23 protein-coding genes are annotated in these 20,968 nt (G+C 70.4%); 16 read left to right on the top strand and 7 right to left on the bottom strand.

Annotated elements, in window-relative coordinates:
- Positions 1-97 precede the first annotated feature (97 nt).
- Positions 98-1,393: an OmpP1/FadL family transporter gene (locus AC3WRV_RS04880; RefSeq protein ID WP_492312363.1), complete on the bottom strand. Its 1,296-nt coding sequence runs from the start codon at positions 1,391-1,393 to the stop codon at positions 98-100.
- A 241-nt stretch (positions 1,394-1,634) separates the two neighbouring features.
- Positions 1,635-2,342 (bottom strand): response regulator transcription factor CtrA, encoded by a 708-nt coding sequence (gene ctrA, locus AC3WRV_RS04875; RefSeq protein WP_492312362.1) that lies wholly within the window; start codon positions 2,340-2,342, stop codon positions 1,635-1,637.
- A 279-nt stretch (positions 2,343-2,621) separates the two neighbouring features.
- Here ctrA and AC3WRV_RS04870 point away from each other — a divergent pair, with 279 nt between their 5' ends.
- From AC3WRV_RS04870 to AC3WRV_RS04860, 3 genes are all read left to right on the top strand, one after another.
- Positions 2,622-2,978: a helix-turn-helix domain-containing protein gene (locus AC3WRV_RS04870; RefSeq protein ID WP_492312361.1), complete on the top strand. Its 357-nt coding sequence runs from the start codon at positions 2,622-2,624 to the stop codon at positions 2,976-2,978.
- Complete coding sequence (locus AC3WRV_RS04865) at positions 2,960-3,685, top strand: DUF6456 domain-containing protein (RefSeq protein ID WP_492312360.1); 726 nt, start codon at positions 2,960-2,962, stop codon at positions 3,683-3,685. Before AC3WRV_RS04870 ends, AC3WRV_RS04865 begins: the two co-directional genes overlap by 19 nt.
- A gap of 155 nt (positions 3,686-3,840) precedes the next feature.
- Positions 3,841-4,380, top strand: a complete 540-nt coding sequence (locus AC3WRV_RS04860) for a hypothetical protein (RefSeq protein WP_492312359.1) — start codon at positions 3,841-3,843, stop codon at positions 4,378-4,380.
- Here the strand turns inward: AC3WRV_RS04860 and AC3WRV_RS04855 are convergent.
- The gene (locus tag AC3WRV_RS04855; protein WP_492312720.1) at positions 4,371-4,802 is read right to left on the bottom strand and encodes a SufE family protein; all 432 of its coding nucleotides are present in this window, start codon (positions 4,800-4,802) and stop codon (positions 4,371-4,373) included. The two genes, AC3WRV_RS04860 and AC3WRV_RS04855, sit on opposite strands and share 10 nt — an antisense overlap.
- A gap of 173 nt (positions 4,803-4,975) precedes the next feature.
- Here AC3WRV_RS04855 and AC3WRV_RS04850 point away from each other — a divergent pair, with 173 nt between their 5' ends.
- The 3 genes from AC3WRV_RS04850 to AC3WRV_RS04840 all read left to right on the top strand — a co-directional run bounded on the left by AC3WRV_RS04850 (position 4,976) and on the right by AC3WRV_RS04840 (position 8,691).
- Entirely contained in the window at positions 4,976-6,670 is a 1,695-nt protein-coding gene (locus AC3WRV_RS04850) for a sensor histidine kinase (RefSeq protein ID WP_492312358.1), read from the top strand.
- A 62-nt stretch (positions 6,671-6,732) separates the two neighbouring features.
- Positions 6,733-8,256 (top strand): tyrosinase family protein, encoded by a 1,524-nt coding sequence (locus AC3WRV_RS04845; protein WP_492312357.1) that lies wholly within the window; start codon positions 6,733-6,735, stop codon positions 8,254-8,256.
- A gap of 42 nt (positions 8,257-8,298) precedes the next feature.
- Positions 8,299-8,691 (top strand): hypothetical protein, encoded by a 393-nt coding sequence (locus AC3WRV_RS04840; protein ID WP_492312356.1) that lies wholly within the window; start codon positions 8,299-8,301, stop codon positions 8,689-8,691.
- A gap of 13 nt (positions 8,692-8,704) precedes the next feature.
- Here the strand turns inward: AC3WRV_RS04840 and AC3WRV_RS04835 are convergent, their stop codons facing one another.
- On the bottom strand, positions 8,705-9,577 hold the full coding sequence (locus tag AC3WRV_RS04835) for a hypothetical protein (RefSeq protein WP_492312355.1): 873 nt from the start codon (positions 9,575-9,577) through the stop codon (positions 8,705-8,707).
- 56 nt (positions 9,578-9,633) lie between these two features.
- Between AC3WRV_RS04835 and AC3WRV_RS04830 the strand changes: the two genes are divergently transcribed.
- The 3 genes from AC3WRV_RS04830 to AC3WRV_RS04820 all read left to right on the top strand — a co-directional run bounded on the left by AC3WRV_RS04830 (position 9,634) and on the right by AC3WRV_RS04820 (position 12,128).
- Positions 9,634-9,972 carry a DUF1491 family protein gene (locus AC3WRV_RS04830; RefSeq protein WP_492312354.1) on the top strand — a complete coding sequence of 113 codons (339 nt, stop codon included), beginning with the start codon at positions 9,634-9,636 and terminating at the stop codon, positions 9,970-9,972.
- A gap of 130 nt (positions 9,973-10,102) precedes the next feature.
- Entirely contained in the window at positions 10,103-10,483 is a 381-nt protein-coding gene (locus AC3WRV_RS04825) for a hypothetical protein (RefSeq protein ID WP_492312353.1), read from the top strand.
- A gap of 85 nt (positions 10,484-10,568) precedes the next feature.
- Complete coding sequence (locus AC3WRV_RS04820) at positions 10,569-12,128, top strand: DUF1570 domain-containing protein (protein ID WP_492312352.1); 1,560 nt, start codon at positions 10,569-10,571, stop codon at positions 12,126-12,128.
- Positions 12,129-12,137: 9 nt separating this feature from the next.
- Here AC3WRV_RS04820 and AC3WRV_RS04815 read toward each other — a convergent pair whose 3' ends face one another.
- On the bottom strand, positions 12,138-12,278 hold the full coding sequence (locus AC3WRV_RS04815) for a hypothetical protein (RefSeq protein WP_291840675.1): 141 nt from the start codon (positions 12,276-12,278) through the stop codon (positions 12,138-12,140).
- A gap of 181 nt (positions 12,279-12,459) precedes the next feature.
- Here AC3WRV_RS04815 and AC3WRV_RS04810 point away from each other — a divergent pair, with 181 nt between their 5' ends.
- On the top strand, positions 12,460-14,160 hold the full coding sequence (locus tag AC3WRV_RS04810) for a peptide chain release factor 3 (RefSeq protein WP_492312351.1): 1,701 nt from the start codon (positions 12,460-12,462) through the stop codon (positions 14,158-14,160).
- On the opposite strand, the gene yczE is transcribed toward AC3WRV_RS04810, so the two are convergent.
- Entirely contained in the window at positions 14,135-14,752 is a 618-nt protein-coding gene (gene yczE / locus AC3WRV_RS04805; RefSeq protein WP_492312350.1) for a membrane protein YczE, read from the bottom strand. The genes AC3WRV_RS04810 and yczE overlap by 26 nt on opposite strands.
- Before the next feature lie 59 nt (positions 14,753-14,811).
- Here yczE and yczR point away from each other — a divergent pair, with 59 nt between their 5' ends.
- From yczR to AC3WRV_RS04790, 3 genes are all read left to right on the top strand, one after another.
- Positions 14,812-16,248: a MocR-like transcription factor YczR gene (yczR, locus tag AC3WRV_RS04800; protein ID WP_492312349.1), complete on the top strand. Its 1,437-nt coding sequence runs from the start codon at positions 14,812-14,814 to the stop codon at positions 16,246-16,248.
- 167 nt (positions 16,249-16,415) lie between these two features.
- Complete coding sequence (locus tag AC3WRV_RS04795) at positions 16,416-16,760, top strand: hypothetical protein (RefSeq protein ID WP_492312348.1); 345 nt, start codon at positions 16,416-16,418, stop codon at positions 16,758-16,760.
- 115 nt (positions 16,761-16,875) lie between these two features.
- Positions 16,876-18,117: a hypothetical protein gene (locus AC3WRV_RS04790; protein WP_492312347.1), complete on the top strand. Its 1,242-nt coding sequence runs from the start codon at positions 16,876-16,878 to the stop codon at positions 18,115-18,117.
- A 7-nt stretch (positions 18,118-18,124) separates the two neighbouring features.
- Here AC3WRV_RS04790 and cysQ read toward each other — a convergent pair whose 3' ends face one another.
- Positions 18,125-18,910, bottom strand: coding sequence for a 3'(2'),5'-bisphosphate nucleotidase CysQ (cysQ, locus tag AC3WRV_RS04785; protein WP_291838389.1), 786 nt, complete (start codon positions 18,908-18,910; stop codon positions 18,125-18,127).
- An 89-nt stretch (positions 18,911-18,999) separates the two neighbouring features.
- Here cysQ and chpT point away from each other — a divergent pair, with 89 nt between their 5' ends.
- From chpT to AC3WRV_RS04770, 3 genes are all read left to right on the top strand, one after another.
- Positions 19,000-19,656 carry a histidine phosphotransferase ChpT gene (gene chpT / locus AC3WRV_RS04780; RefSeq protein ID WP_492312346.1) on the top strand — a complete coding sequence of 219 codons (657 nt, stop codon included), beginning with the start codon at positions 19,000-19,002 and terminating at the stop codon, positions 19,654-19,656.
- 98 nt (positions 19,657-19,754) lie between these two features.
- Positions 19,755-20,132 (top strand): response regulator, encoded by a 378-nt coding sequence (locus tag AC3WRV_RS04775; RefSeq protein WP_291838395.1) that lies wholly within the window; start codon positions 19,755-19,757, stop codon positions 20,130-20,132.
- Between the two features lie 4 nt (positions 20,133-20,136).
- Entirely contained in the window at positions 20,137-20,952 is an 816-nt protein-coding gene (locus AC3WRV_RS04770) for a CheR family methyltransferase (protein ID WP_291838399.1), read from the top strand.
- Positions 20,953-20,968 lie beyond the last annotated feature (16 nt).

Below are 20,968 nucleotides of genomic sequence, written 5' to 3'. Positions count from 1 at the left end.
TGAAGCGAACGGCCGCGCGGGCGCGGGTCTCGGAAACGCAGGAACGCCCGCCGGATCGCTCCGGCGGGCGTTTTGCATTCGGGAACCGGCCGCCGCCTTAGAAGGCGTAGCGGATGCCCGCCGAGGCGACGACGCCGCCGCCTTCGGCCGTGCCGCGCAGCTGCGAGGTCGTGGCCGCGGGCGTGCCCGGGTAGAAGGTCCGGTCGCTGTGGATGTCGCTGTCCGAGAAGGCGATGTAGGTCAGACCCATGTCGACGGTGACCTTGTCCGCCGCCTTGACCGAGGCGCCGGCCGAGATCAGCCAGCGGTCGGCGTCGGGGATGCGGGTGGTGCGCTCGCTGTCCCGGGTCGGGGTCGGATCGTAGCCGATGCCGCCGCGCAGGGTCAGGCGGTCGCTGGCCACATAGTCGAAGCCGACCGCGCCCGTGGTGACGTCCTTGTAGTCCTGCACGATCACGTCGCCGCCCGCGCCGTAGGCGACGCGGATGGCGTCGAACTCGGACCAGCCGATGCGGTTGACCTGGGCGTTCAGGGTCAGCTTGTCGTTGACCGCATAGCGGACCGAGGCGGTGGCGAACCACGGGGTGTTGAAGCTGGCCACGCCGTCCGTCGAGACATTGCCCGCCGCGATGGGGCCCAGCAGGCCGGTGACGTTCACCTCGCCGTCCAGCTCATGCTCGATCTTGGAGCGGTAGCTGAGGCCGAGGTCGAGACGGCCGAAATGGGCCTGGGCGCCGGCGTTCCAGCCGTAGTCCCAGCCGTCGCCTTCCAGGGACGACGTGCCGTCCGGCAGGGCCGGCGACAGATTGGGCAGGGACGAGGTCAGCTTGGCCTTCACATACTGGGCGTCCACGCCGACGCCGATGTCCAGCCAGTCGGTGACCTGCATGGCGCCGGTCAGGCCGACGTTGACCGAGCGCAGCTCCGAGGTCAGGGCGTCGTAGCGGGCGAAGGAATTGCCCTGATACTTGGTGGTGAAATTGTACGGGGCCGAGAGGCTGAGGCCGACGGCGAAGCGGTCGCCGACCGGCACGGCGACGGCGAAGTTCGGCACGATGCCGCTTTCGATCGGGTTGTTGCTGGTCGACTGTCCCTGGACCGGCACCGTGGTTCCGCCCGGATAGACGATCGACGATCCGGCGTTGTTGATGGTCGAGTTCAGGGCCAGGCCGTGGACGCTGAAGGTGACTTCACGACCGCTGCGGGCGATGGCGGCGGGGTTCCACCACAGCGAGCCGACGCCGCGGTCGGCGCCCTCGCCCGAATAGGCGCGGCCGGCGGCGCGGGCGGATTGTTCCTGGAGATAGAAGGAGCCGGCGAACGACGGCGTGGCGACGGCGAAAACCAGCGCGGCCAGAGCCACGCCGGTGAACAGCGACTTGGAGGAGGTCATTACTTTTTACTTTCGGAGGCCCGGGGGGAGGGCGGCGTTTCCAAACTATGCCGGGGAGGCACCGTGGGAATGCGCGTCCAGTCCTTTGGCTGCAACGGATTGAAGGTTTTGTCGCAGCAATGTGATCAATGTTCACCTGGTCGGTGAACGGTGTCTTTCACAGGCCTGCGGCGGACAGCAGAGCGCCCGCCGGAGCGATCCGGCGGGCGTCTGATTTCCGGTACGTCTTCCCTGGAAGGGATCAGGCGGCGGCGGACGCCGGCTGGATGCCTTCGGCCGGGTCGCGCAGGACGTAGCCGCGGCCCCAGACGGTTTCGATGTAGTGCTTGCCGCCGGCGGCCGTGGCCAGCTTCTTGCGCAGCTTGCAGATGAAGACGTCGATGATCTTCAGCTCGGGCTCGTCCATGCCGCCGTAGAGGTGGTTCAGGAACATTTCCTTGGTCAGGGTCGTGCCCTTACGCAGGGAGAGGAGCTCCAGCATCTGGTATTCCTTGCCCGTCAGGTGGACGCGGTGACCGTTCACCTCGACCGTCTTGGCGTCCAGGTTCACGGCGATCTCGCCGGTGTGGATGATCGCCTGGGCGTGGCCCTTGGAACGACGGACCACGGCGTGGGTGCGCGCGATCAGCTCGTCCTTGTGGAAGGGCTTGGTCATGTAGTCGTCGGCGCCGCCGCCGAAGGTCTTCACCTTGGTCTCGATTTCCGAGGTGCCCGACAGGATCATCACCGGCGTGTTGACCTTGCCGACGCGCAACTGGCGCAGCACTTCCAGGCCGTTCATGTCCGGGAGGTTCAGGTCGAGCAGGATCAGGTCGTAGTCATAGATCTTGCCCAGATCGATGCCTTCTTCGCCGAGGTCCGTCGTGTAGACGTTGAAGCCCTCCGACTTCAGCATCAGCTCGATGCTTTGCGCCGTCGCGTGATCATCTTCGATTAGCAGGACGCGCATGAGTGCCCCTCCAGGCAGAGCTTGGCCGTAAAGATATTGGTACCGTTTCCGGGTAACCTTGTTCGAACGTTAATCCTTCAAAACCTTAAGAAGGGTTAACACGAGTGGTTAACGGCGAATCTAGGCTGATTTGCGAATCGCCGTCGAGAGTCCGGAGTCAAGCGACCGGACTTTTTTCGAAAGCGCCGCCCATACGTCCATTCCCGACGTATCCAAGGAATATAATCCTACTCCGAGGCCGGCGATCAGACCGGTCCATGACGCGTAAGGAGATGGGATATGGAGGACCTTTATCGAACCCCGGCGACGGGCGGGGATCGGCTGAGGGCGGGGCTGGCGCTGCAGATGGTGGCCGCCGCCACCGGCGTGCCGGTGGACACGATGAGCGGCGGAGTGCGCCGCAGCGGGCAGGCGTGCCGGGCGCGCTGGCTGGCCATGTACCTGGCCCACGTCGCCTTCGGCTGGCCGATCGAGCGGGTCGGCCACGCCTTCGGCATGAACCGGGCGACCGCGGCGCAGGCCTGCCGCTGGGCCGAGGATGAGCGGGACCGCCCCTGGCTGGACGATCTGTTGAACCGGCTGGAACGGGCGGTCCGCGACCTGCTGGACGCGCCGCGATGCGAGCTGCCCGTATGAGCGGCGGACACCGGCTGGAACGGGCGCGGCGGCTGCTGGCCCTGCCGGGCGGGTGGCTGGAGGCCGCGCCCGGCGGCTACGTCCTGCGGACGGGGCGGGATCGGCGGGCGCGGGTGATGCTGACGCTCGACGCGGCCGAGTTCGGCGCCCTGGCCGAAACGCCGGGACTGAAGACCCGCGAGGGCGGCGGCTGGACGGCGCGCCCGCCGACCGCCCTGCCCGCTCCGACCGCCGGCCGTCCGGGCGTGACCGAGGGGCTGCGCACGGTCATGGAGCCCGGCGGTCCGACCGCGCTGCGGGCCAATCTGACAGTCTCGCCCGTCGCCTGGCTGGCCGGCCGGGCCGACGCGGACGGACGGCCGTGGCTGAGCCGGGCCGAGATCGCGGCGGCGGAGCAGCTGGGACTGGAGGCCGAGGCGGCGCTGCGCGGGCCCGGCCTGACCATGCGATGGGACGCCCCGCCCCGGGCCCGGTCGGGCGGCGGCGCGCGGCGGCATGAACCGGGCGACGCGGCGCTGGCGGCGGCCCGGCGGGTGGAGGCGGCGCTGGCCGCCTGCGGCCCGGCCCGGGCGATGGTGCGGACCATCTGCATCGAGGCGACCCCGTTGCAGGCCGCCGAACAGGCGCTGGGCCTGCGCCGCCGCACGGGCAAGGCGATGCTGAAGCAGGGTCTGGCCGCGCTGGCCCGCCACTACCGACTGGCGTGACCCCGGCCTGCGACAGAAGCGCTACCTTACAAGCTGGTAACTTTTGTCCGACGAACATCGGTCCTAGGGTGCCGCCGTGGCGCGCTCCGAAAGGGGCGCGTCCGCGTTTTTAAGGCGTCGCTCTCACCGACGCCGGGCTTGTCGGGGGAAGTGGCGTGAAGACAGTACTGGCATACGGCCTCGCGGCGGGGTTGGTTCTCGGCATGGCCGCCGCACCGGCGACGCCGGCGATGGCCCAACAGCACCTGACGGCTCAAATCCTGACGGACGTCTGCCTGCCGTACGCCAACCGGTCCAAGAGCTTCGAAAAGGCCATCCGCGCCGCCCGCGAGCTGGAGTTCCGCCGCCCCGCGAACGAGCGGGACCAGGTGCTCGAGGAGTATGCGTCCGAGATCAACCTGGTGTCGCGGGACGGCACCTGGCGGGTACGTCTCGAGGAAGGCTCCGTCCCGCTCGGCGACAGCGAGGTCTACGCCGTGACCTGCACCCTGTCGTCGACCCGCGCCAGCGCGCGCGAGCTGGGCGAGCTGGGCCGCCGGGCGTTCCGCAACGAACAATACTGGACCACCGACCAGACCGCTCCGAACCAGTGGGATCGGCGCGTCCGGAACCCCGACGAGCGCCGGCTGGAAGTCCGCGTCGTCGAGGACAACGGCCAACGCCCCGCCCTGACGATCCGCGGCCTCTATTTCTGAGCCGAGGCCGCCGCGTCCCTGATGCGGCCGACCATGCTGTTCAGCCCGTTGGCGCGCTGACGCGTCAGGGCTGAAGGCAGGCCGAGACGGTCCAGCGCCGCTCGGGCGTCGAAGCCCAGGATCTCGTCCGGCGTGCGGTTCGAATAGAGCTTCAGCAGCAGGGCGATGTTGCCCTTGCTGATGGCGCTGTCGCTGTCGGCGAGGAAGGTCAGCCGATCCCCCTCAGGACGCACGGCCAGCCAGACCTGGGCGGCGCAGCCCGGCACCTTGTTGGCCTCGATCCGGTCCGCGTCCGGCAGGGGGGCCAGGTCCTTGCCCAGGTCGATCACGTATTCGATGCGGCCCTCCCAGTCGCCGAGCAGGTCGAATTCCTCGATCAGTTCGGCGAGGACGGCGTCGATGGCGGGCGGCGGGGTGGTCATTGGGGCCAGATAGGCCGATGCCGCGTTAACGACAACCACGCCGGTCATCCCCCGAAATCGACCCGGGCGGGCTTTTCGGCAGTCGCCTCATGAGGGTGCGGACTTTGGACGACTCAGGCGGGCGGCTAGGCTGGCCGTCGGTATTGTCGCCATTCCTCCCGTTTCGTCCGCCCTTGAACAACAGCTCCAGACCCGAGCCGATCGAAAGCGCCCCTCGCGCCGGGGCCGGCGACCGCGCGGCCCTGGCCGCGTGGCACGCGGGCTGGGCCGTGGCCGCGGCCCTGCTGGCGCTGGGCGCGCGCTGGATCGGCGGAGTCGAGGGCCCGGTCTTCTACAGCGTCCTGGCCATGATCGTGCCGGGCCTGATCGGCCTGAACCTGCTGCAGCGCGACGGCATGCGCGAGCGGATGATCCTGCTGGGCGTCTGGGGCATGGCCGCGGCGACCACGGCGGCGCTGTCGGGCGGCCTGACCGGTCCGCTGGCGGGCTTCGTCTTCCTGCCGCTGACGGCGGGCATCGCCCTGGGCGGTCCGCGCCCGGTGCAGGTCGGCGCCCTGGGCGTCGGCGTCGCCGCCCTGGCCGGACTGGCGACCAGCTGGATGCTGGGCGGTCCCGGCCCTCACCTGCCCGCGCTGGCGGCCCTGTCGGCGGTGCTGACCGCGGCGGCGGCGGCGCTGGCCGTGCGCCTGTCGTGGCGGCAGCGCGAGCAGCGCATGGCCGCGGCCGAGGCCGAGGTGCGCCGGGTCGAGGCCCTGATGGCGGCCCAGCCCGGCCTGACCCTGATCCTGGAGCCCTCGGGCCGGGTGGTCGCCGCCTATGGCGCGCCGCCGCCCTCCCTGCCGGTCGACCCGCTGTTCGAGCAGGGGCTGGTGGCCGCGATCCACGCCCCCGACCGTCCCCGCCTGCTGGCCGCGCTGGCCCGGGCGGCGGCGGGACTGGAAGGCTCCGCCACCCTGGCCCCGCGCATGGCGCTGGACCGCCGCATCCAGCTGGTCATCCGCCGGCTGGACGATCCCTCGACGGGCCCGCGCGTGATCGCCCAGGTGTTCGACGCCACGGCCCAGTACGCCCGCGAACTGGGGCTGGAGGTGGCGCGCAACGAGGCCGAGGCGCGCGAGCAGGGCAAGACCCGCTTCCTGGCCAATATGAGCCATGAACTGCGCACGCCGCTGAACGCCGTGCTGGGCTTCTCGGACATCATGCGCCAGCGGCTGTTCGGGCCGATCCCCGACCGCTACGCGGAATACGCCGACAACATCCACCAGGCCGGCGGCCATCTGCTGGACCTGATCAACGACCTGCTGGACGTCTCCAAGATCGAGGCCGAGCGCTACACCCTGACGGTGGAGAAGTTCGACGCCCGCGAGGTGGTGTCGGACGCGATGGCCCTGGTCCGGGTCAACGCCGAGGACAAGGGCGTCAGCCTGTCGGGCGTCCTGCCCGCCGACGCGGTCGAGGTCTCGGCCGACCGCCGCGCCCTGAAGCAGATCGCGCTGAACCTGCTGTCCAATGCGGTGAAGTTCACGCCCGAGGGCGGCGCCGTCACCGTCACGGTCGAGGCGGTCGGCCCCTATCTGGAGATCATCGTCGCCGACACCGGCGTCGGCATCGCCCCGGAAGACGTCAAACGCCTGGGCCGCCCGTTCGAACAGGCCGGCGCGCCGGAGCAACGACGCCAGGGCACCGGCCTGGGCCTATCGCTGGTTCGCGCCTTCACCGAACTGCACGGCGGCCGGATGAGCATCGAGAGCACCCTGGGCGAAGGCACGGCGGTGACGGTGCGGATGCCGGTGGCGCTGGTGGCGCGAGCCCCCGCGCCCGAGGGCGGGGCGGAGATCATCCCGCTGCCGGTGGCGAACGGGGGTTAAAAAGGCGAGTGACGTAACGACGTTATTATTTTAGGTTGTGCCTGGGAAAACCGGGGGCAACCATGAATATCCAACGCAGAACTCTTCTGGCCGCGGGGGCGGCGGCGCCGCTGCTGGCCCTGGCCGGACCGGGCCTGACGCGCCAGCCGGCGATCGGAACCCGACCGAAAGTCTCGGGAAGCGCACGGCCCGCGGCGCTCGACGACTACAAGCGCGCCATCGCGGCCATGCTGGCCCTGCCGCTCAGCGACCCTCGCAACTGGTATCGGCAGGCGCTGATCCACATCATGGACTGTCCCCACCAGAACTGGTGGTTCCTGCCGTGGCACAGGGGATATCTGGCCCGGTTCGAGCAGATCTGCGCGGAGCTGTGCGGCAATCCCCAATTCCGCCTGCCGTACTGGGACTATACCGAGAGCGCGACCGTTCCGGACGCCTTCTTCGACGCCGGGCTGGACCCGTTGGGCGCGCCGTTCCGGACCGATCAGGCCGCGCTGATGGCGGAGCTTCTGGCCGGTCTCACGCCGTGGTGGAACGCCGCCAGCGCCGAGACCAAGGCTGAACTGGCCAAGCGCTCCCTGAACCGGCCCGAGGACGTGGTGGCGCGCGCCACCCGGGCCTGGCGCGGCCAGGGACGGACGCCCACGCGCGCCGCTCCCGCGCTCGACCGGAGCACGGCCCGGATGGTCAGCACAGAGACTGTGTCCGCCGCGATCCGGACCCCCACCTTCACCAGCTTCGCCAGCGCGGCGGCGGGCGATCACCATCAGATGGTGCGCTCCGGCCTGCTGGAAAGCGCTCCTCACGACAACATCCACATCGGCACGGGCGGCTTCATGGGGGCCTTCATGTCGCCGGTCGATCCGTTGTTCTGGCTGCACCACGCCAATCTTGATCGCCTGTGGGACATCTGGCAGCGCCGCCAGGCCAACGGCGGGACCGATCCCCTTCCGACGGGATCGGAGCGGACGCGGTTCGAAGCTGAACCCTTCCTGACCTTCTGCGACGGCAAGGGCCAGCCCGCGCCGGCTCAGGCGGGCGGCTGCCTTTCGACCGCCGCCCTGGGCTATGCTTACGAGGCCGGGAGCCTGGAAGGGCTGGCGTCAACGCCTTCGCCCCTGCGCAATTTCAATTCCCGGCTGCTCGCTTCCTCGGTCGGCCGAGAAGTGCAGCTGCGCCGGGGACTGGAGAGCGCGCTGGTTCTGGCCGTGCCGAGGGCCAGCTTCGCGCCCGTGCTGAGCCCGACCGAGACCGGCGAACTGGTCACCGAGATCCAGCTGACCCCGCCCGCCAACGCCGCCGACGCCCGCATCCGGGTCTATGTGAACTGCCCGTATCTGAGCCAGTACACGCCGGTGGACGACCCCCACTATGTCGGCACCCTGTCCTTCTTCGGCGCCCAGCACCATGAAGAGCACTCGATGTCCCAGACCTTCACGCTGGCGCTGGGACCGGCGTTGACCGCGCTCGGCGAGGACGGACGGCTGCCGGTATCGGCCATCCGGGTGCAACTGATCCCCGACAGCGAAGCCGACGCCGGCGTGCTGGGCGGCGTTCTCGAGGAAGTTTCGATCGCCGTTCGGTGACATGTTCTGGACGTGTTGCGGGCGCAGGCTGAGGGAATGGTCATGAAGCTCTCGCTTCCCGTCGCCGCCGCCGCGATCCTGGTCGGCGGTTCCGCGTGCGCGGGCGTCCAGACACGAGCGCCCGCGCGCGTCGTGGCCGTCACGGCCACGCCCGCGCCCGCGCTCGCCCCCGACGCACCGGAAACCCTTGAACTGACGATCCGCGTGCCGCCGGGCGCCCAGATCGAGGTCTCGACTCCCGCCGGCCAGGTGATCGGCTATCTGGCCCGCTACGTCGAGGATTCGCAGGCCGCCGCGCCCGTGACCTACACCCTCGCCCTCCCGCCCGGCGTCGACGGGGACAGCCTTCGGTCCGTGCGCGTGCAGCCGTCGGACGGCGTAAGGGCGACCGACCTTCAGGTCGGGACGGCCATCGTTCACACTCGCCCCGACTAGGCCGCCAGAACCCCTAGAGGCTGCCCATCGCCAGGAAGGCGCGGCCCGCGGCGAAGTCGCCGGCCTCGAACGGCACGGTGGCCACGCTGCCGTCGCGGAAGTGGAACTCGATGGCGAAGGCCTCGCGCGGGTCCAGCCGGTCCAGGGCGTCGGCGGCGAAGGGCGCGAACCGCCAGGCCTCGCCCGCGCGCTTGCCCGCCGGCAGCAGCATGGGATCGGCGGCGGAAACCTCGGACGCCCACAGGCTGGCCCGGGCCGAGGCCGGGATCAGGTTGTTTCCGGCCAGCCACGGCCGCGGCGCCTTGGCCGGGTCGCGGAAGACCAGCCGGGCGGCGGTGGGGCGCGGACGGCCGTACCAGCTGACCACGGCGGTCAGGGCGGCCTCGTCGCCCTTGCCCGCATAGCCGAAGGTGACCGGCGAGGCGCCGACCACCGAGGCCTGCTGCAGCCGCCAGGTCGGACGGGCGTAGCCGGTGCGATTGGCGATCCAGTCCAGCCGGTCGCCGGGGAAGGTCATGCGCGGCGTGCGGGCCCAGCCCTCGAACGCGCCGTCGACGCGGCTCTTCACCACCGTCAGCTGGGGATCGCGGCAGGAGACGGCGCCGGCGCGGGCTCGGGCCCGGGCGGCGACGTCGGTCAGGTCTGCGGCGACCGCGCCGGACCGCAGGGCCGCGCCGCGCGCCTGGGCGGTGGCGGCGACCAGGGCGCGTCCGATATGGGGCTGGAACAGGTCGCAGCGGGCGTCGGCGGCGACCACGAAGGCGCGCTCGTAGTAGGTGTCGGCCGGACCGGCGAAGGCGGCGCCCGGCGCGAACAGGGTCGCCGCGGCCAGCATGGCCGCCACGATGCGCGGCTGGGTCTTCGGGGCGTTCTGCCGTATCGTCATGCTCCGCACCCTACGCATCGAGCGTTCAGGTCCGGTGTCCGAGCAGGGTTAGCGATTTGCTTCTTTCAAGCGATGTCTGGGTGTCCGCCCTGGTCCGCCGCGCCGAGATCGGCGGGGGCTACGCCACCGTCGCGCGCAAGGGCGACGCGCGCGCCGGTACGGTGATCGTCAAGGTGTTCGACACCTCCAGCCGCCGCGCCAGACTCTATAGTGAAGCCTTCGGCCCAGACGGCGAACGGCTGTGGATGCAGCCGGTCGAGAGCGAGTTCGAGAGCGAGCTGGACGCGTATCTGCAGCGCCAGATCCGATACGATCCCGACCTCTGGATCGTCGAGATCGAGGACCGGCAGGGACGGCATTTCATTACGGAGAAGGTGGCGGGGGAATCGTCCTGAGCGACCGGTTAACGCCCCCGCCGCCGGTGCGAAATCCTTAACCGCGTTCGCACACGGAACCGCAAGCCGGGGCGCCTATGGTCACCTTCAACGGGCCGCATGAGCCCGGCGTGATGGTGGGTGTTTCCGGATGCTGTTTCTTCTGAACGACGTCGTGTTTGACCTGGACGAGGCCTGCCCGGTCACGGCCGTCGACGCGCGCCGGTTCGAAGCGCTGGATCTGGACTATGTGCTGGAGCTGGGCTGCGAGCTGTTCGCCGAGGACCCGCTGCTGCACCACACCGACCCGCAGCGCGCGCGCCGTCTGGCCTGGCTGATCCACGACCGCTCGCCGGACGTGAACGCCGCCCTGTTCGCCGCGCCGGCGGCCGGCTGCGATCCCGACCTGGTCGAGCCGCAGTTCTGCGCCCTGCCCGAGCCGGTCATGCGCCAGCTGAAGACCCGCGCCACCAAGGGCAAGCTGGACGCCGTCGCCGCCGACCGCGCGGTCTGGATGCGCCTGGCGGCGTAAGGCCGCGCTCAACCGAACATCGCAAGGGTCGACTCTCTCCCGTCCGCCGGTATCAATATCCGGACGCTGAACGGGGGGTGAGGCCATGACATTCACGACACTGCTGAGAACGGTCGCCGTGGCGTTCGCCGCGCTTGCGATGTTCGCCGCCGCGCCCGCGCGCGCGGAGTGGCTGAAGGCCGAGACCGAGCATTTCGTCATCGTCGGCGACACCAGCAATCGGGCGATCTCGGAGTACGCCCGAAAGGTCGAGCGCTTCCATTCCATGCTGGCGAGGTTCCTGCCGCCGGAGAACGACGACGTCATCGCCCCCAAGCTGTGGATCTATCTGGCCGACGGGCGGGACGACATGCAGGAAATCTGGCCGACCATCAGCAAGGGCGTCGGCGGTTTCTACAGCCGGCATGACGACCGCATCTTCGCCGTCGTCGACAACACCAGCGAGGGCAGCGACCAGATTCTCTTCCACGAGTACGCCCACCACTACATGTTCCAGTACCACAACGCGGTCTACCCGGGCTGGTTTGTGGAGGGTTTCGCCGAATACTTCGCACCCTCCGACATGCGAATGGGCCGCATCCGATACGGCCTTCACAATCCGGGCCGCGTCTATGCGCTGAACCAGCGGAACGACTGGGTTCCGATGGACGATCTGCTGAGATCGCGCCTGACCCTCAGCTCCGAGCGGCGCGCGGCCGCCTACTACGCCCAGGCCTGGCTGCTGACCCACTACATGCTCGGCGCGCCCGAGCGGCACCGGCAACTGCAAGGGTACCTGGCGGCGGTCGCACGGGGTGAAGACCCGGCGGTGGCGTTGGAAACCCATATTGGCCGGACGCCCGATCAATTGGGGACCGACCTGCGGTCCTACCTCAGCCGTGGGATCACCGTGTACACGCTGCAGGAGGCTCTGCCTGAGGCGTCGGTGACCGTAGTCGCCCTGCCGCGCAGCACGGCCGCGGCCGTGTGGCTCGACCTCAGGTCGGCCCGCGCGCTGGACGAAGAGGATGGACCCGCTCTCGTGGCGCAGGCCCGAGCCGCCGCCGAGCGATACCCGACGGATCGTCTGCCCCTGGTGGCCCTGGCGAAGCTGCAGCGCGAGACGCAGGACCTGCAGGGCGCCCGCGCGACGCTGGAACGGGTCGTCGAGGCCTGGCCCGAAGACGCCGAAGCGCGCTGGTTGATGGGGGCCGTGCTGACGGAACTGGCGGACGCCAGCTCAGACGACGAGGCCCGGCGGCAACTGACCCGTCAGTCGATGGTCCATCTGGCCGCGGGCTATAAGGCTGATCCGCTCGACTACCGGATCTATCTCGCCATGCTGAAAAATCGGCGGGCGGCGCCCAACTTCCCAACGGACAATGATGTCGTGACCGCCGAATCCGCCTTCCGTCTGGCTCCTCAGCTGGGAACGACCGCTTTCGAGGCGGGCCAGGCGCTGATGTCCAAGGGGCGGTATCTGGACGCGGCCTATGTGCTGGGCCCGTTGGCCAACAATCCGCACGGCGGCGAGAGTCTCGTGGCGGTCCGCCAGCTGTTGGCCGAGGCGCGGGAAAAGGCGGGCCTCTCGGTCATCTCGACCGATGCTCTGCCGGACGCGGGCGAGCCGGAAGCCCCCGAGGCGCCGCCGGCTTCGGAAGACTGACGCCCGGTCTCAGACCAGGGTGTTGAAGACGATGTGGACCACGATCGCGCCGACGACGATGACCGCGAAGCCGAGCGTCAGGCAGAGGGCGGGATGCGGGCCGCCTTCGCGAGCGGCGGGACGGTCGTCGAGGGGGTGATGCAGGGCCATGTCCGTTCCTTCGTTTCCAAAGGCGGCGCCCGATTGCGTGACCGGACGTCTCGCCTGACAGGACAATGATCCCAATATCCCTTCGTTGCCAAGGGATAATCACTTTCGGTGACAGACCAGACCGGCGGAAAGCCCCGCATCGGGTGACTTTCGGCCCGGTCCGCGCTAGGTCGCGCGTCCAATGTCAAAGCTCACTCTCCCCGAAGAAGCCGGTCCCGCGGGGGCCCAAGCCCCCGCTCTTTCCAAAACCCCGCTCGCCGCCCAGGCGGCGAGAAGGCGGACCTTCGCCATCATCGCCCACCCTGACGCCGGCAAGACGACGCTGACCGAGCATATCCTGCTGTCGGGCGGCGCCATCCGCGCGGCGGGCGCGGTGCGGGCGCGGGGCGAGAACCGGCGGACGCAATCCGACTGGATGAAGATCGAGAAGGAACGCGGCATCTCCGTCTCCGCCTCGGTGATGACGTTCGAGCACGACGGCAAGATGTTCAACCTGCTCGACACCCCCGGGCACGAGGACTTCTCGGAAGACACCTACCGCACCCTGACCGCCGCCGACTGCGCCATCATGGTGCTGGACGCCGCCAAGGGCATCGAGCCGCAGACGCTGAAGCTGTTCGAGGTCTGCCGCCTGCGCGACATCCCGATCATCACCTTCATCAACAAGCTGGACCGCGAGGCCCAGGACCCGATGGCCCTGCTGGACGAAATCGCCAGCCGCCTGCAGCTGGACCCCGCCCCGATCTGGTGGCCGGCCGAGAGCGGCAACCGCCTGCGCGGCATGGTCGAGATGGGCACCGGCCGGTTCCAGCCCTACGCCCGCAAGCCCGCCGGTTCGACCGAGGACGTGCCCCACCCCGAGGCCCTGCCGCTGGCGGACGCCGCCCGGTATTTCGAGGCGGGCGAGCATGAGGCCCTGCTGGAGGCGCAGGAACTGGTCGAGGCCGGCTATCCCGCCTTCGACCGACAGTCCTTCCTGGAAGGCCACATGACCCCGGTGCTGTGGGGCTCGGCCCTGCGCCACTTCGGCATCGACGAACTGCTGAAGGCCATCGGCGAGTGGGCGCCCGCGCCCAAGGTGATGAAGGCCCAGAAAGCCGCCCCGCCCGAGACCCGCAACGCCCCCGCCCCGGTCGATCTGACCGTCGAGCCCGGCTCGGCCGAGGTCACCGGCTTCGTCTTCAAGGTCCAGGCCAACATGGACCCCAACCACCGCGACCGGATCGCGATGTTCCGTATGGCGTCGGGCAGCTTCAAGCGCGGCATGAAGCTGAAGGTCCAAAACACCGGCAAGCAGCTGTCGGTGAACGCCCCCATCATGTTCTTCGCATCGGACCGCGAACTGGCCGAGGACGCCTTCGCCGGCGATGTGATCGGCATCCCGAACCACGGCGTGCTCCGTGTGGGGGACAGCCTGTCGGAAAGCGGCATGATCCGCTTCGCCGGGCTGCCGAACTTCGCCCCCGAAATCCTGCAGCGCGTCCGGGTCAAGGATCCGCTGAAGGCCAAGCACCTGAAGAAGGCGCTGGAGGGTCTGGCCGAGGAAGGCGTGACTCAGCTGTTCCGCCCGGAACTGGGCTCGGACTTCATCGTCGGCGCCGTCGGCCAGCTGCAGTTCGAGGTCATGGCCGACCGTCTGGGCGAGGAATACGGGCTGGAGGTCATCTTCGAACCGAGCCCCTACGCCGAGGCGCGCTGGATCGCCCAAGTCGAGGGGGGAGTGAAGGCCGATCTCGAGGACTTCATGGGCAAGTACCGCGGCCAGATGGCCACGGACATCGACAGCGATCCGGTCTTCCTGGCCAAGTCGAGCTGGGAGACCGGCTACGTCGGCGAACGCTTCCCGAAAGTGGCCTTCACGAAGACGAAGGAACGGGGCTGACCCTCGCGGGGGTGGTTTCGGGCCGGGTGAACATCGGCAGGAAGATCTGAAGCAGCGGACCGGTGATCAGCACGAACAGGATCGTGCCGACCCCGACCGTGCCGCCCATCAGCCAGCCCAGCCCCAGCACCGTGGCCTCGACGCCCGTGCGGATCCAGCGAATGGGCCAATTCGTGACCTTGAGCAGGCCGGTGGTGATGCCGTCGCGCGGACCCGGGCCCAGGCCTGCGCCGATATAGGCCCCGGTGGCGGCGGCGTTCAGCACCACCGCGACGACCATGCACGCGGCCCGAAGCCACAGCCCCTCGAGGGGCGGCAGCAGCCACAGGCAGAGATCCGCCGCCGTCCCGATCAGCAGGACGTTGCAGATGGTGCCGATCCCCGGCTTCTGGCGCAGCGGGATCCACAGCAGCAGCACCAGAAGGCCGACGCCGTTGACGATCATGCCCAGGCTCAGGCCCGTCACGTCCGACAGGCCCTGATGGAACACGCTCCACGGATTCAGGCCCAGATCGGCCCGGACCATGAGGGCGAGCGACAGTCCGTACACGAACAGACCGATCTGAAGCTGGATGAAGCGGCGCAGGAACATCCCACAGACCTAGCCCAACCGGCCTTGTTTTATAGAGCCACTTGTTCGAGTGTGGCCCTGTGAACGCCCCCATCGTCAATCCCGTCGCCCTGACCCGCCAGCTGAACGAATGGCGCGCCGCGCATGGCGACGACGCCGCCTACCGCAGCCTGGCCGAGGCGCTGAAGCGGCTGGTGCTGGACGGCCGCCTGCCGCTCGACGCCAAACTGCCCGGCGAGCGGCGGCTGGCCGAGGCCCTGGGGCTGAGCCGGATCACGATCAGCGCCGCCCTGGACCGCCTGCGGGCCGACGGCTTCGTGGTCAGCCGGGTCGGGTCGGGCAGCTTCACCGCACTGCCGCCGGGACCGGCCGGCCGTCGCGACCCGTTGCACCACCGCGAGGCCTCGGGCCTGATCGACATGGCCACGGCGGTGATGCCCGCGGGCGCCCACCTGCACGCCGCCTACGCCCAGGCGCTGGCGTCCCTGCCCCTCCATCTGCCCGGCCACGGCTACGGCCCCGTCGGCGTCCAGTCCCTGCGCGACGCCGTGGCGGGGGACTATGAGCGGATGGGGCTTCAGACGACGGCGGACCAGATCGTGGTCACGGCGGGGGCCCAGAACGCGCTGGCGCTGCTGCTGCGGTCGCTGGCGCGGCCCGGAGACGCGGTGCTGATCGACCATCCGACCTTCCATCACGCGATCGACGCCATCGTCCGGGCCGGGCTGCGGCCCGCGCCGGTCGCCCTGCCGGCGGAAGGATGGGACATCGACGCCCTGACCGCGGCGATCGAGCGGGCGAGGCCGCGCCTCATCTATCTGATCGGGACCCACCACAATCCGACGGGCCGGGTCATGACGGCGGAGCAGGAGGCGGCCATCGCCGCCGCCGCCCGGCGCGCCGGTTCGACCCTGATCCTGGACGAGACGCTGCGGGAGCTGGGCTTCGACGCGCCGCCGCCCCCGCCGCGCGACCTCGGGGACCACGTGATCCGGCTGGGTTCGGCCAGCAAGAGCTGGTGGGGCGGCCTGCGGATCGGCTGGCTTCGGGCCGCGCCGACGGTGGTCGAGGCGGTGGTCCGCAGCCGGGCCTCCATGGACCTGGGCGTGCCCATCATCGAACAGCTGGCGGCGGCGACGCTGCTGAGCGGGGATCGGGCGCCGCTGGCCGAGCGGCGCGGGCAGCTGGCGGCGCGCGAAGCCCATTTGCGCACCCGGCTGGCGGCTGTATCTCCCGACTGGGAGGCGCATCGGCCGGCCGGAGGCCTGTCGCTGTGGGTGGGGCTGCCCCGCCCCGCCAGCGAAGCCCTGGCCGAAGCGGCGGGGCGGCTGGGCGTGCGGATCGCGCCGGGCACGCGGTTCGGCGTCGGCGGGGCCTTCCAGCGCTTCGTGCGCCTGCCCTTCACCCTGCCGGAAGCCGATCTGGAGCAGGCGGTGGACCGGCTGGCCGAGGCCTGGGCGAGGCTGGACCGCAAACGGCCCCGCGCGGCGCGGCGCGACGAGGGCGTTGTGCTCTAGAGCCTGATCCGTTGAGGAGGACCGCGTCGCGGTTCCGGCTGAAGCGTGAATCAGGCTCCAGCCACCGGTGGACAGGCGCATCTGGGGTGAATCACGGACTTTCTTCTGTCACTCCCGCGTGGTTCTCTGTTCCGGCAAAACGGCCCGGGCGTGCCGTGGAGGATCTGATGTTCGCGATGGCCTTCCTGGCCGTGCTGTCCCTGACGGGTGCGCAAAGCGCGCCCGAACAGCCCCTGCCGTATGACGAGGTGGTGCGCTGTGCGGGACTGACCCAGGCGGCGTCCGAACTCGAGGGCGGGGAGACCGGCGAGGGCCGGACCCTGTACGACGCCGCCCTGTACTGGTCGTTGAACGCGACCCAGTCCGCCAACGCCGCGGGCCGCACTACCGCCGTGGCCGAGGCCGAGCAGACCCGGGCCCGGATCCGCGCCGTGCGCGAACTCAGCACCAACAACGCCGAGGCCCGCGCCGGCCTGCAGCGCTGCCGCGCCCGAACGCCCCGGCTCGGCTAACGCTTCCGGGTTGAAGTTTTTTCGACCGAACCACCGGCGCGGCGCTGCGTTTGCTTGAGTGCGGCCCGGGGACCATTCGTCCGTCCCGAAGCGGGACGGAACCGGAGCTGCGTGCATGTTTGAATTCGGCCGCGATCTGAGAAAGCTGTTCGAGAAGGCTCGCGAAAGCGAGGACCTCGGCTGGCTGGAGCTGGTCGGCGCGGATCTGGTTCAGGTCGAGGCCCGGCGCGAGGGCGTCGATGCGGGACGGGTGTCGGCGGCCCGGCCGTTCGACGGCTGGATGCGCTCGTCCACCCTCTGGCGCGAGCACGCGCGCCGCACCGGCAGCCGGATCAGCCTGGAGCGCGCCGGCGCCGCCGCGTCGGACGCCGCCCGTCACACCACCAGCCCGGACCAGACCGCCGCCGCCGCGATCGAGTCCGCGGCCATCCATCTTCTGCGCTTCGACCTGTTCGGCGGCCCGGCGGCCCTGACCGCCGCCCTGTCGGACGTCCAGAGCCTGACCTGCGAGCGGCCGGCGACCCGGTCGTCCGCCGCCGCCCTTCACGCCCGCCTGTGCGCCCGGCGCGCCCGGTTGAGCGGCGACACCCACGCCCTGCTCGACGCCGGCGCCCTGCTGGACGCCGCCGTGCACGACGCCCGCGCCCTGCCGCCGACCGTGGCCGACGAGCTGCGGCTGGACCGCGCCGCCCTGTCGCTGGAGGCCGGGGTGACGCGCCGCGATCCGCGCATGCTGGATCAGGCCGGACGCGACCTGCGCGCGCTGGTGGAGGCGGCCTCGCCCGATCACCGCCCCCTGACCCGCGCCCGCGCCCTGGCGCTGGCCGGCGCCGGCATGGCCGCCCTGGCCGTATTGGCCCGGGATGACGCCGCGGCCGCCCAGGGCCGGGCCCTGTTCGACGCCGCCGCCGATCAGTTCACCCCCGACCACAGCCCGCTCGACTGGGCCGCCGTGCTGCTGGCCGGGACCAGCAAGGACACCCCGCTGCTGACGCTGGCGCAGGCCGAGGCCCTGACCCGCGAGCCAGGCCTGCTGCTGGGCGCCCTGGTGCGTGAGCGGCGCCTGTCCGCGGAGGTCGCGCTGGCCGAGGCCCTGGGCGATGTGACCGCCCTGAACGGACTGGAAGCCGTGGTTCGCCGCCGTCTGTCGGAGCCCCTGCGGGTGCAGCCGCTGGACTGGGCGGCCGACCAGATCGGCATGGCGCAGCTGTTCCGCGCCCGCGCCCGCCTGACCGGCGTGGAGGCGCGGTCCGTCGGCCTGATGCTGGCCGAGGCGATGGAGACCGCGCGCGAGATGGGCGCCCCGGCTCTGGCCGACCGCGCCGTGCTGGCGATGCCGGAAGCCGTCGAGATCTAGAGAGGCCTCAGCCGCCCAGGGCGACGAAGCCGCCGTTGGCGTGGCACGGCTTGCCGTAGCGCAGCGGCTGGCCGTCTTCGGCCATGACCCGCCCGCCCGCGGCCTCGAGCACCGCCTGACCCGCCGCCGTGTCCCATTCGGACGTCGGGCCGGTGCGCGGATAGGCGTCGAAACGGCCCTCTGCGATCAGGCAGAATTTCAGCGAGGAGTCCGTGCCCTGCCACTGGACGCAGCCGTGGCGCGAGGCGAGGCGCGCCGCCTCGTCGTCGGTCATGCTGTGGCTCAGCAGGGCGGTCGGCGAGGCCGGGCGCTCGCGCACCTTGATCGTGGTCCACGCCTCGCCGAAGCGGCGGCGGAAGGCGCCCTTGCCCGGCGCCCCGCTGCGCCAGGTGACCTGGGTCGCGGGGGCGGTGACCACGCCGGCGACCGGCGTGTCTTTGTGTATCAGGGCGATGTTGACGGTGTAGCTCTCGCGGCCCTCGATGAAGCCGCGGGTGCCGTCCAGCGGATCGATCAGCCAGAACCATTCCCCCAGGATCTCGGAGACGCCGTTCGCGGCGACCTGCTCCTCGGCCACGGCCTGCACCTCGGGATAGAGGGCGGCGAGGCGGTCCAGGATCAGGGCCTCGGCCTCGCGGTCCGCCTGGGTGACAGGGCTGTCGTCCTTCTTGCTCTCGGCCACGACGCCCGAACGCCAGTACGGAAGGATGACCCGCGCGGCCTCCTCGGTGATGTCGGCCAGCGCCTCGGCCAGGGCGCCCGACGCGAGGTCGGCGATCAGTCGGTTGCTCATGGCCGATCCGATAGAGCATCCGCGCGGTTTGAAGAACCGGCAAATCAGGTCAGCCTTGGGGATACTCCGCCCAACCGCCTCCGGACCCGATGACCGACACCGTGCTGACTCCCGCCCTGCCCGACGGGCAGGCTCTCGCCACCCTGGTCGCCGGCAAGCTTTGCCACGACTTCATCAGCCCGGCGGGCGCGATCAGCTCCGGGCTGGACCTGCTGAAGGACCCCTCGGCTCAGGACATGCGCGACGACGCCATGGGCCTGATCGAGGCCAGCGCGAAGAAGATGATCGCCCTGGTCAGTTTCGCCCGCGTCGCCTTCGGCGCCGCGACCTCGGCCGAGCGCTTCTCGGGCGCGGAGCTGGGCGAGCTGGTGTCCGGCCTGACCGAAGGCGGCCGCGCGACCCTGCAATGGGCGGTGACCGAGGGGACCTATTCCAAGCCGCAGTCGCGGGCGCTGGTGAACCTGGCCTATCTGACCGTGGCGGCCCTGCCCTCCGGCGGCGTGGCCACCGTGCGCACGCGCGCCGAGGGTGACGGCCTTGTGATCGAGGGGATCGCCGAGGGCGCCCGCGCCCGGCTGAAGGCCGAGGCGGTTTCGGGCTTGGCCGGCCGCCCCCTGTCCGAAGGCCTCCCGGGCCAGTGGATCCAGCCCTACTGGCTGTGGCTGACCGCCCACGATGCGGGAGGAACCCTGGATGTCTCGGCCGAGGAAGGCCGCGTCGCCCTGATCGCCCGCATGCCTAACTGACGCTTAAGACGGTTTCCCAAGGACTCGTTAACCGGCTCAAGCCGATCATAGGCCTAGATACACACGCGGGCGTTGCGTCCTGTTTCGCCCTCCAGGATATGAAATTGACCCCCAGAACCTGTCTGATCGTCGACGACAGCCGGATCATCCGGAAGGTCGCGCGCCGCATCGTCGAGGGGCTCGGATTCGAGGTCGACGAGGCCGCCGACGGCTCGGAGGCCCTGGCCTTCTGCGCGGGGGTGATGCCCGAGGTGATCCTGCTGGACTGGTCCATGCCGGTGATGGACGGCCTGACCTTCCTGCGCCGCCTGCGCACCCTGCCGGACGGAGCCGTCCCCAAGGTGCTGTTCTGCACCATCGAGACCCGCGCCGAACGCATCGCCGAGGCCCTGTCCGCCGGCGCCGACGACTATGTGATGAAGCCGTTCGACGGTGAGATCCTGACATCGAAATTCGCCGAGGTGGGAGCCGTCTGACCCCATGTCGCCCGAGGACTTCGATCGCCTGCAATCGCTGATGGCCTCGCGCGCGGGGTTCAGGCTGACGCGCGACCGGATGAAGCTGGCCGAGCACCGCCTGGGTCCCGTGGCCCGGCGCGAGGGGTTCGAGACCGTCGACGCCATGCTGGGCTCGCTGTGGGCCAAGCCGGTGGCGACCCTGGGCTGGTCGATCATCGAGGCCCTGCTGAACCCCGAGACCTGGTTCCGCCGCGACCGTCCGACCTTCGACACCCTGGGCGGCGAACTGCTGCCGGCCCTCAGCCGCGCACGAACCGGCCAGCCGGTGCGCGTCTGGTCGGCGGGCTGCTCGACCGGGCAGGAGCCGTGGTCGATCGCCATGGCCGCGCTGGACGCCGGCGCCCCGGTCGAGATCGTCGGCACCGACCTGTCGCAGCGCGCGCTGGAGAAGGCCCGCACCGGCGCCTACACCGGCTTCGAGATCCAGCGGGGCCTGAAGGCCGAGACCATGCTGCGCTGGTTCGAACAGGCCGACGACGCCTGGATCGCCAAGCCCCAGCTGCGCGCGACGGTGCATTTCGCCCGCGCCAACCTGCTGGACGCCCCGACCGACGACGCCCGCTTCGACGTCATCTTCTGCCGCAACGTGCTGGACGACATGGACCCGGCGCGCCGGACCCAGGTGCTGGACAATCTGGAGCGGCGGCTGGTCGACGACGGCGTGCTGTTCCTTGGCCCCGACGAGCGGATCGAGGGCGACAGCGTCGCCTTCCGCGCCGTCGCCGGACGCCGGGGCCTGTTCGTCAAGTCGCCGACGGCCGTGCGCCGGGCCGCCTGATCCCCCTTCGCTAATC

The sequence above is a fragment of the Brevundimonas sp. EU05-FHT14B11 genome, assembly GCF_058790835.1.
This window is presented reverse-complemented; position numbering and strand designations above follow the sequence as displayed.

Coding starts and splice junctions, on each gene's coding strand:
- cysQ (WP_291838389.1), bottom strand. CDS start 18,910: ATGAGCAACCGACTGATCGCCGACCTCGCGTCGGGCGCCCTGGCCGAG.
- AC3WRV_RS04820 (WP_492312352.1), top strand. CDS start 10,569: ATGACATTCACGACACTGCTGAGAACGGTCGCCGTGGCGTTCGCCGCG.
- AC3WRV_RS04870 (WP_492312361.1), top strand. CDS start 2,622: ATGGAGGACCTTTATCGAACCCCGGCGACGGGCGGGGATCGGCTGAGG.
- AC3WRV_RS04770 (WP_291838399.1), top strand. CDS start 20,137: ATGTCGCCCGAGGACTTCGATCGCCTGCAATCGCTGATGGCCTCGCGC.
- AC3WRV_RS04855 (WP_492312720.1), bottom strand. CDS start 4,802: ATGACCACCCCGCCGCCCGCCATCGACGCCGTCCTCGCCGAACTGATC.
- AC3WRV_RS04790 (WP_492312347.1), top strand. CDS start 16,876: ATGTTTGAATTCGGCCGCGATCTGAGAAAGCTGTTCGAGAAGGCTCGC.
- AC3WRV_RS04840 (WP_492312356.1), top strand. CDS start 8,299: ATGAAGCTCTCGCTTCCCGTCGCCGCCGCCGCGATCCTGGTCGGCGGT.
- AC3WRV_RS04825 (WP_492312353.1), top strand. CDS start 10,103: ATGCTGTTTCTTCTGAACGACGTCGTGTTTGACCTGGACGAGGCCTGC.
- AC3WRV_RS04775 (WP_291838395.1), top strand. CDS start 19,755: ATGAAATTGACCCCCAGAACCTGTCTGATCGTCGACGACAGCCGGATC.
- AC3WRV_RS04880 (WP_492312363.1), bottom strand. CDS start 1,393: ATGACCTCCTCCAAGTCGCTGTTCACCGGCGTGGCTCTGGCCGCGCTG.
- AC3WRV_RS04795 (WP_492312348.1), top strand. CDS start 16,416: ATGTTCGCGATGGCCTTCCTGGCCGTGCTGTCCCTGACGGGTGCGCAA.
- AC3WRV_RS04810 (WP_492312351.1), top strand. CDS start 12,460: ATGTCAAAGCTCACTCTCCCCGAAGAAGCCGGTCCCGCGGGGGCCCAA.
- AC3WRV_RS04835 (WP_492312355.1), bottom strand. CDS start 9,577: ATGACGATACGGCAGAACGCCCCGAAGACCCAGCCGCGCATCGTGGCG.
- chpT (WP_492312346.1), top strand. CDS start 19,000: ATGACCGACACCGTGCTGACTCCCGCCCTGCCCGACGGGCAGGCTCTC.
- yczE (WP_492312350.1), bottom strand. CDS start 14,752: ATGTTCCTGCGCCGCTTCATCCAGCTTCAGATCGGTCTGTTCGTGTAC.
- AC3WRV_RS04865 (WP_492312360.1), top strand. CDS start 2,960: ATGCGAGCTGCCCGTATGAGCGGCGGACACCGGCTGGAACGGGCGCGG.
- ctrA (WP_492312362.1), bottom strand. CDS start 2,342: ATGCGCGTCCTGCTAATCGAAGATGATCACGCGACGGCGCAAAGCATC.
- AC3WRV_RS04845 (WP_492312357.1), top strand. CDS start 6,733: ATGAATATCCAACGCAGAACTCTTCTGGCCGCGGGGGCGGCGGCGCCG.
- AC3WRV_RS04815 (WP_291840675.1), bottom strand. CDS start 12,278: ATGGCCCTGCATCACCCCCTCGACGACCGTCCCGCCGCTCGCGAAGGC.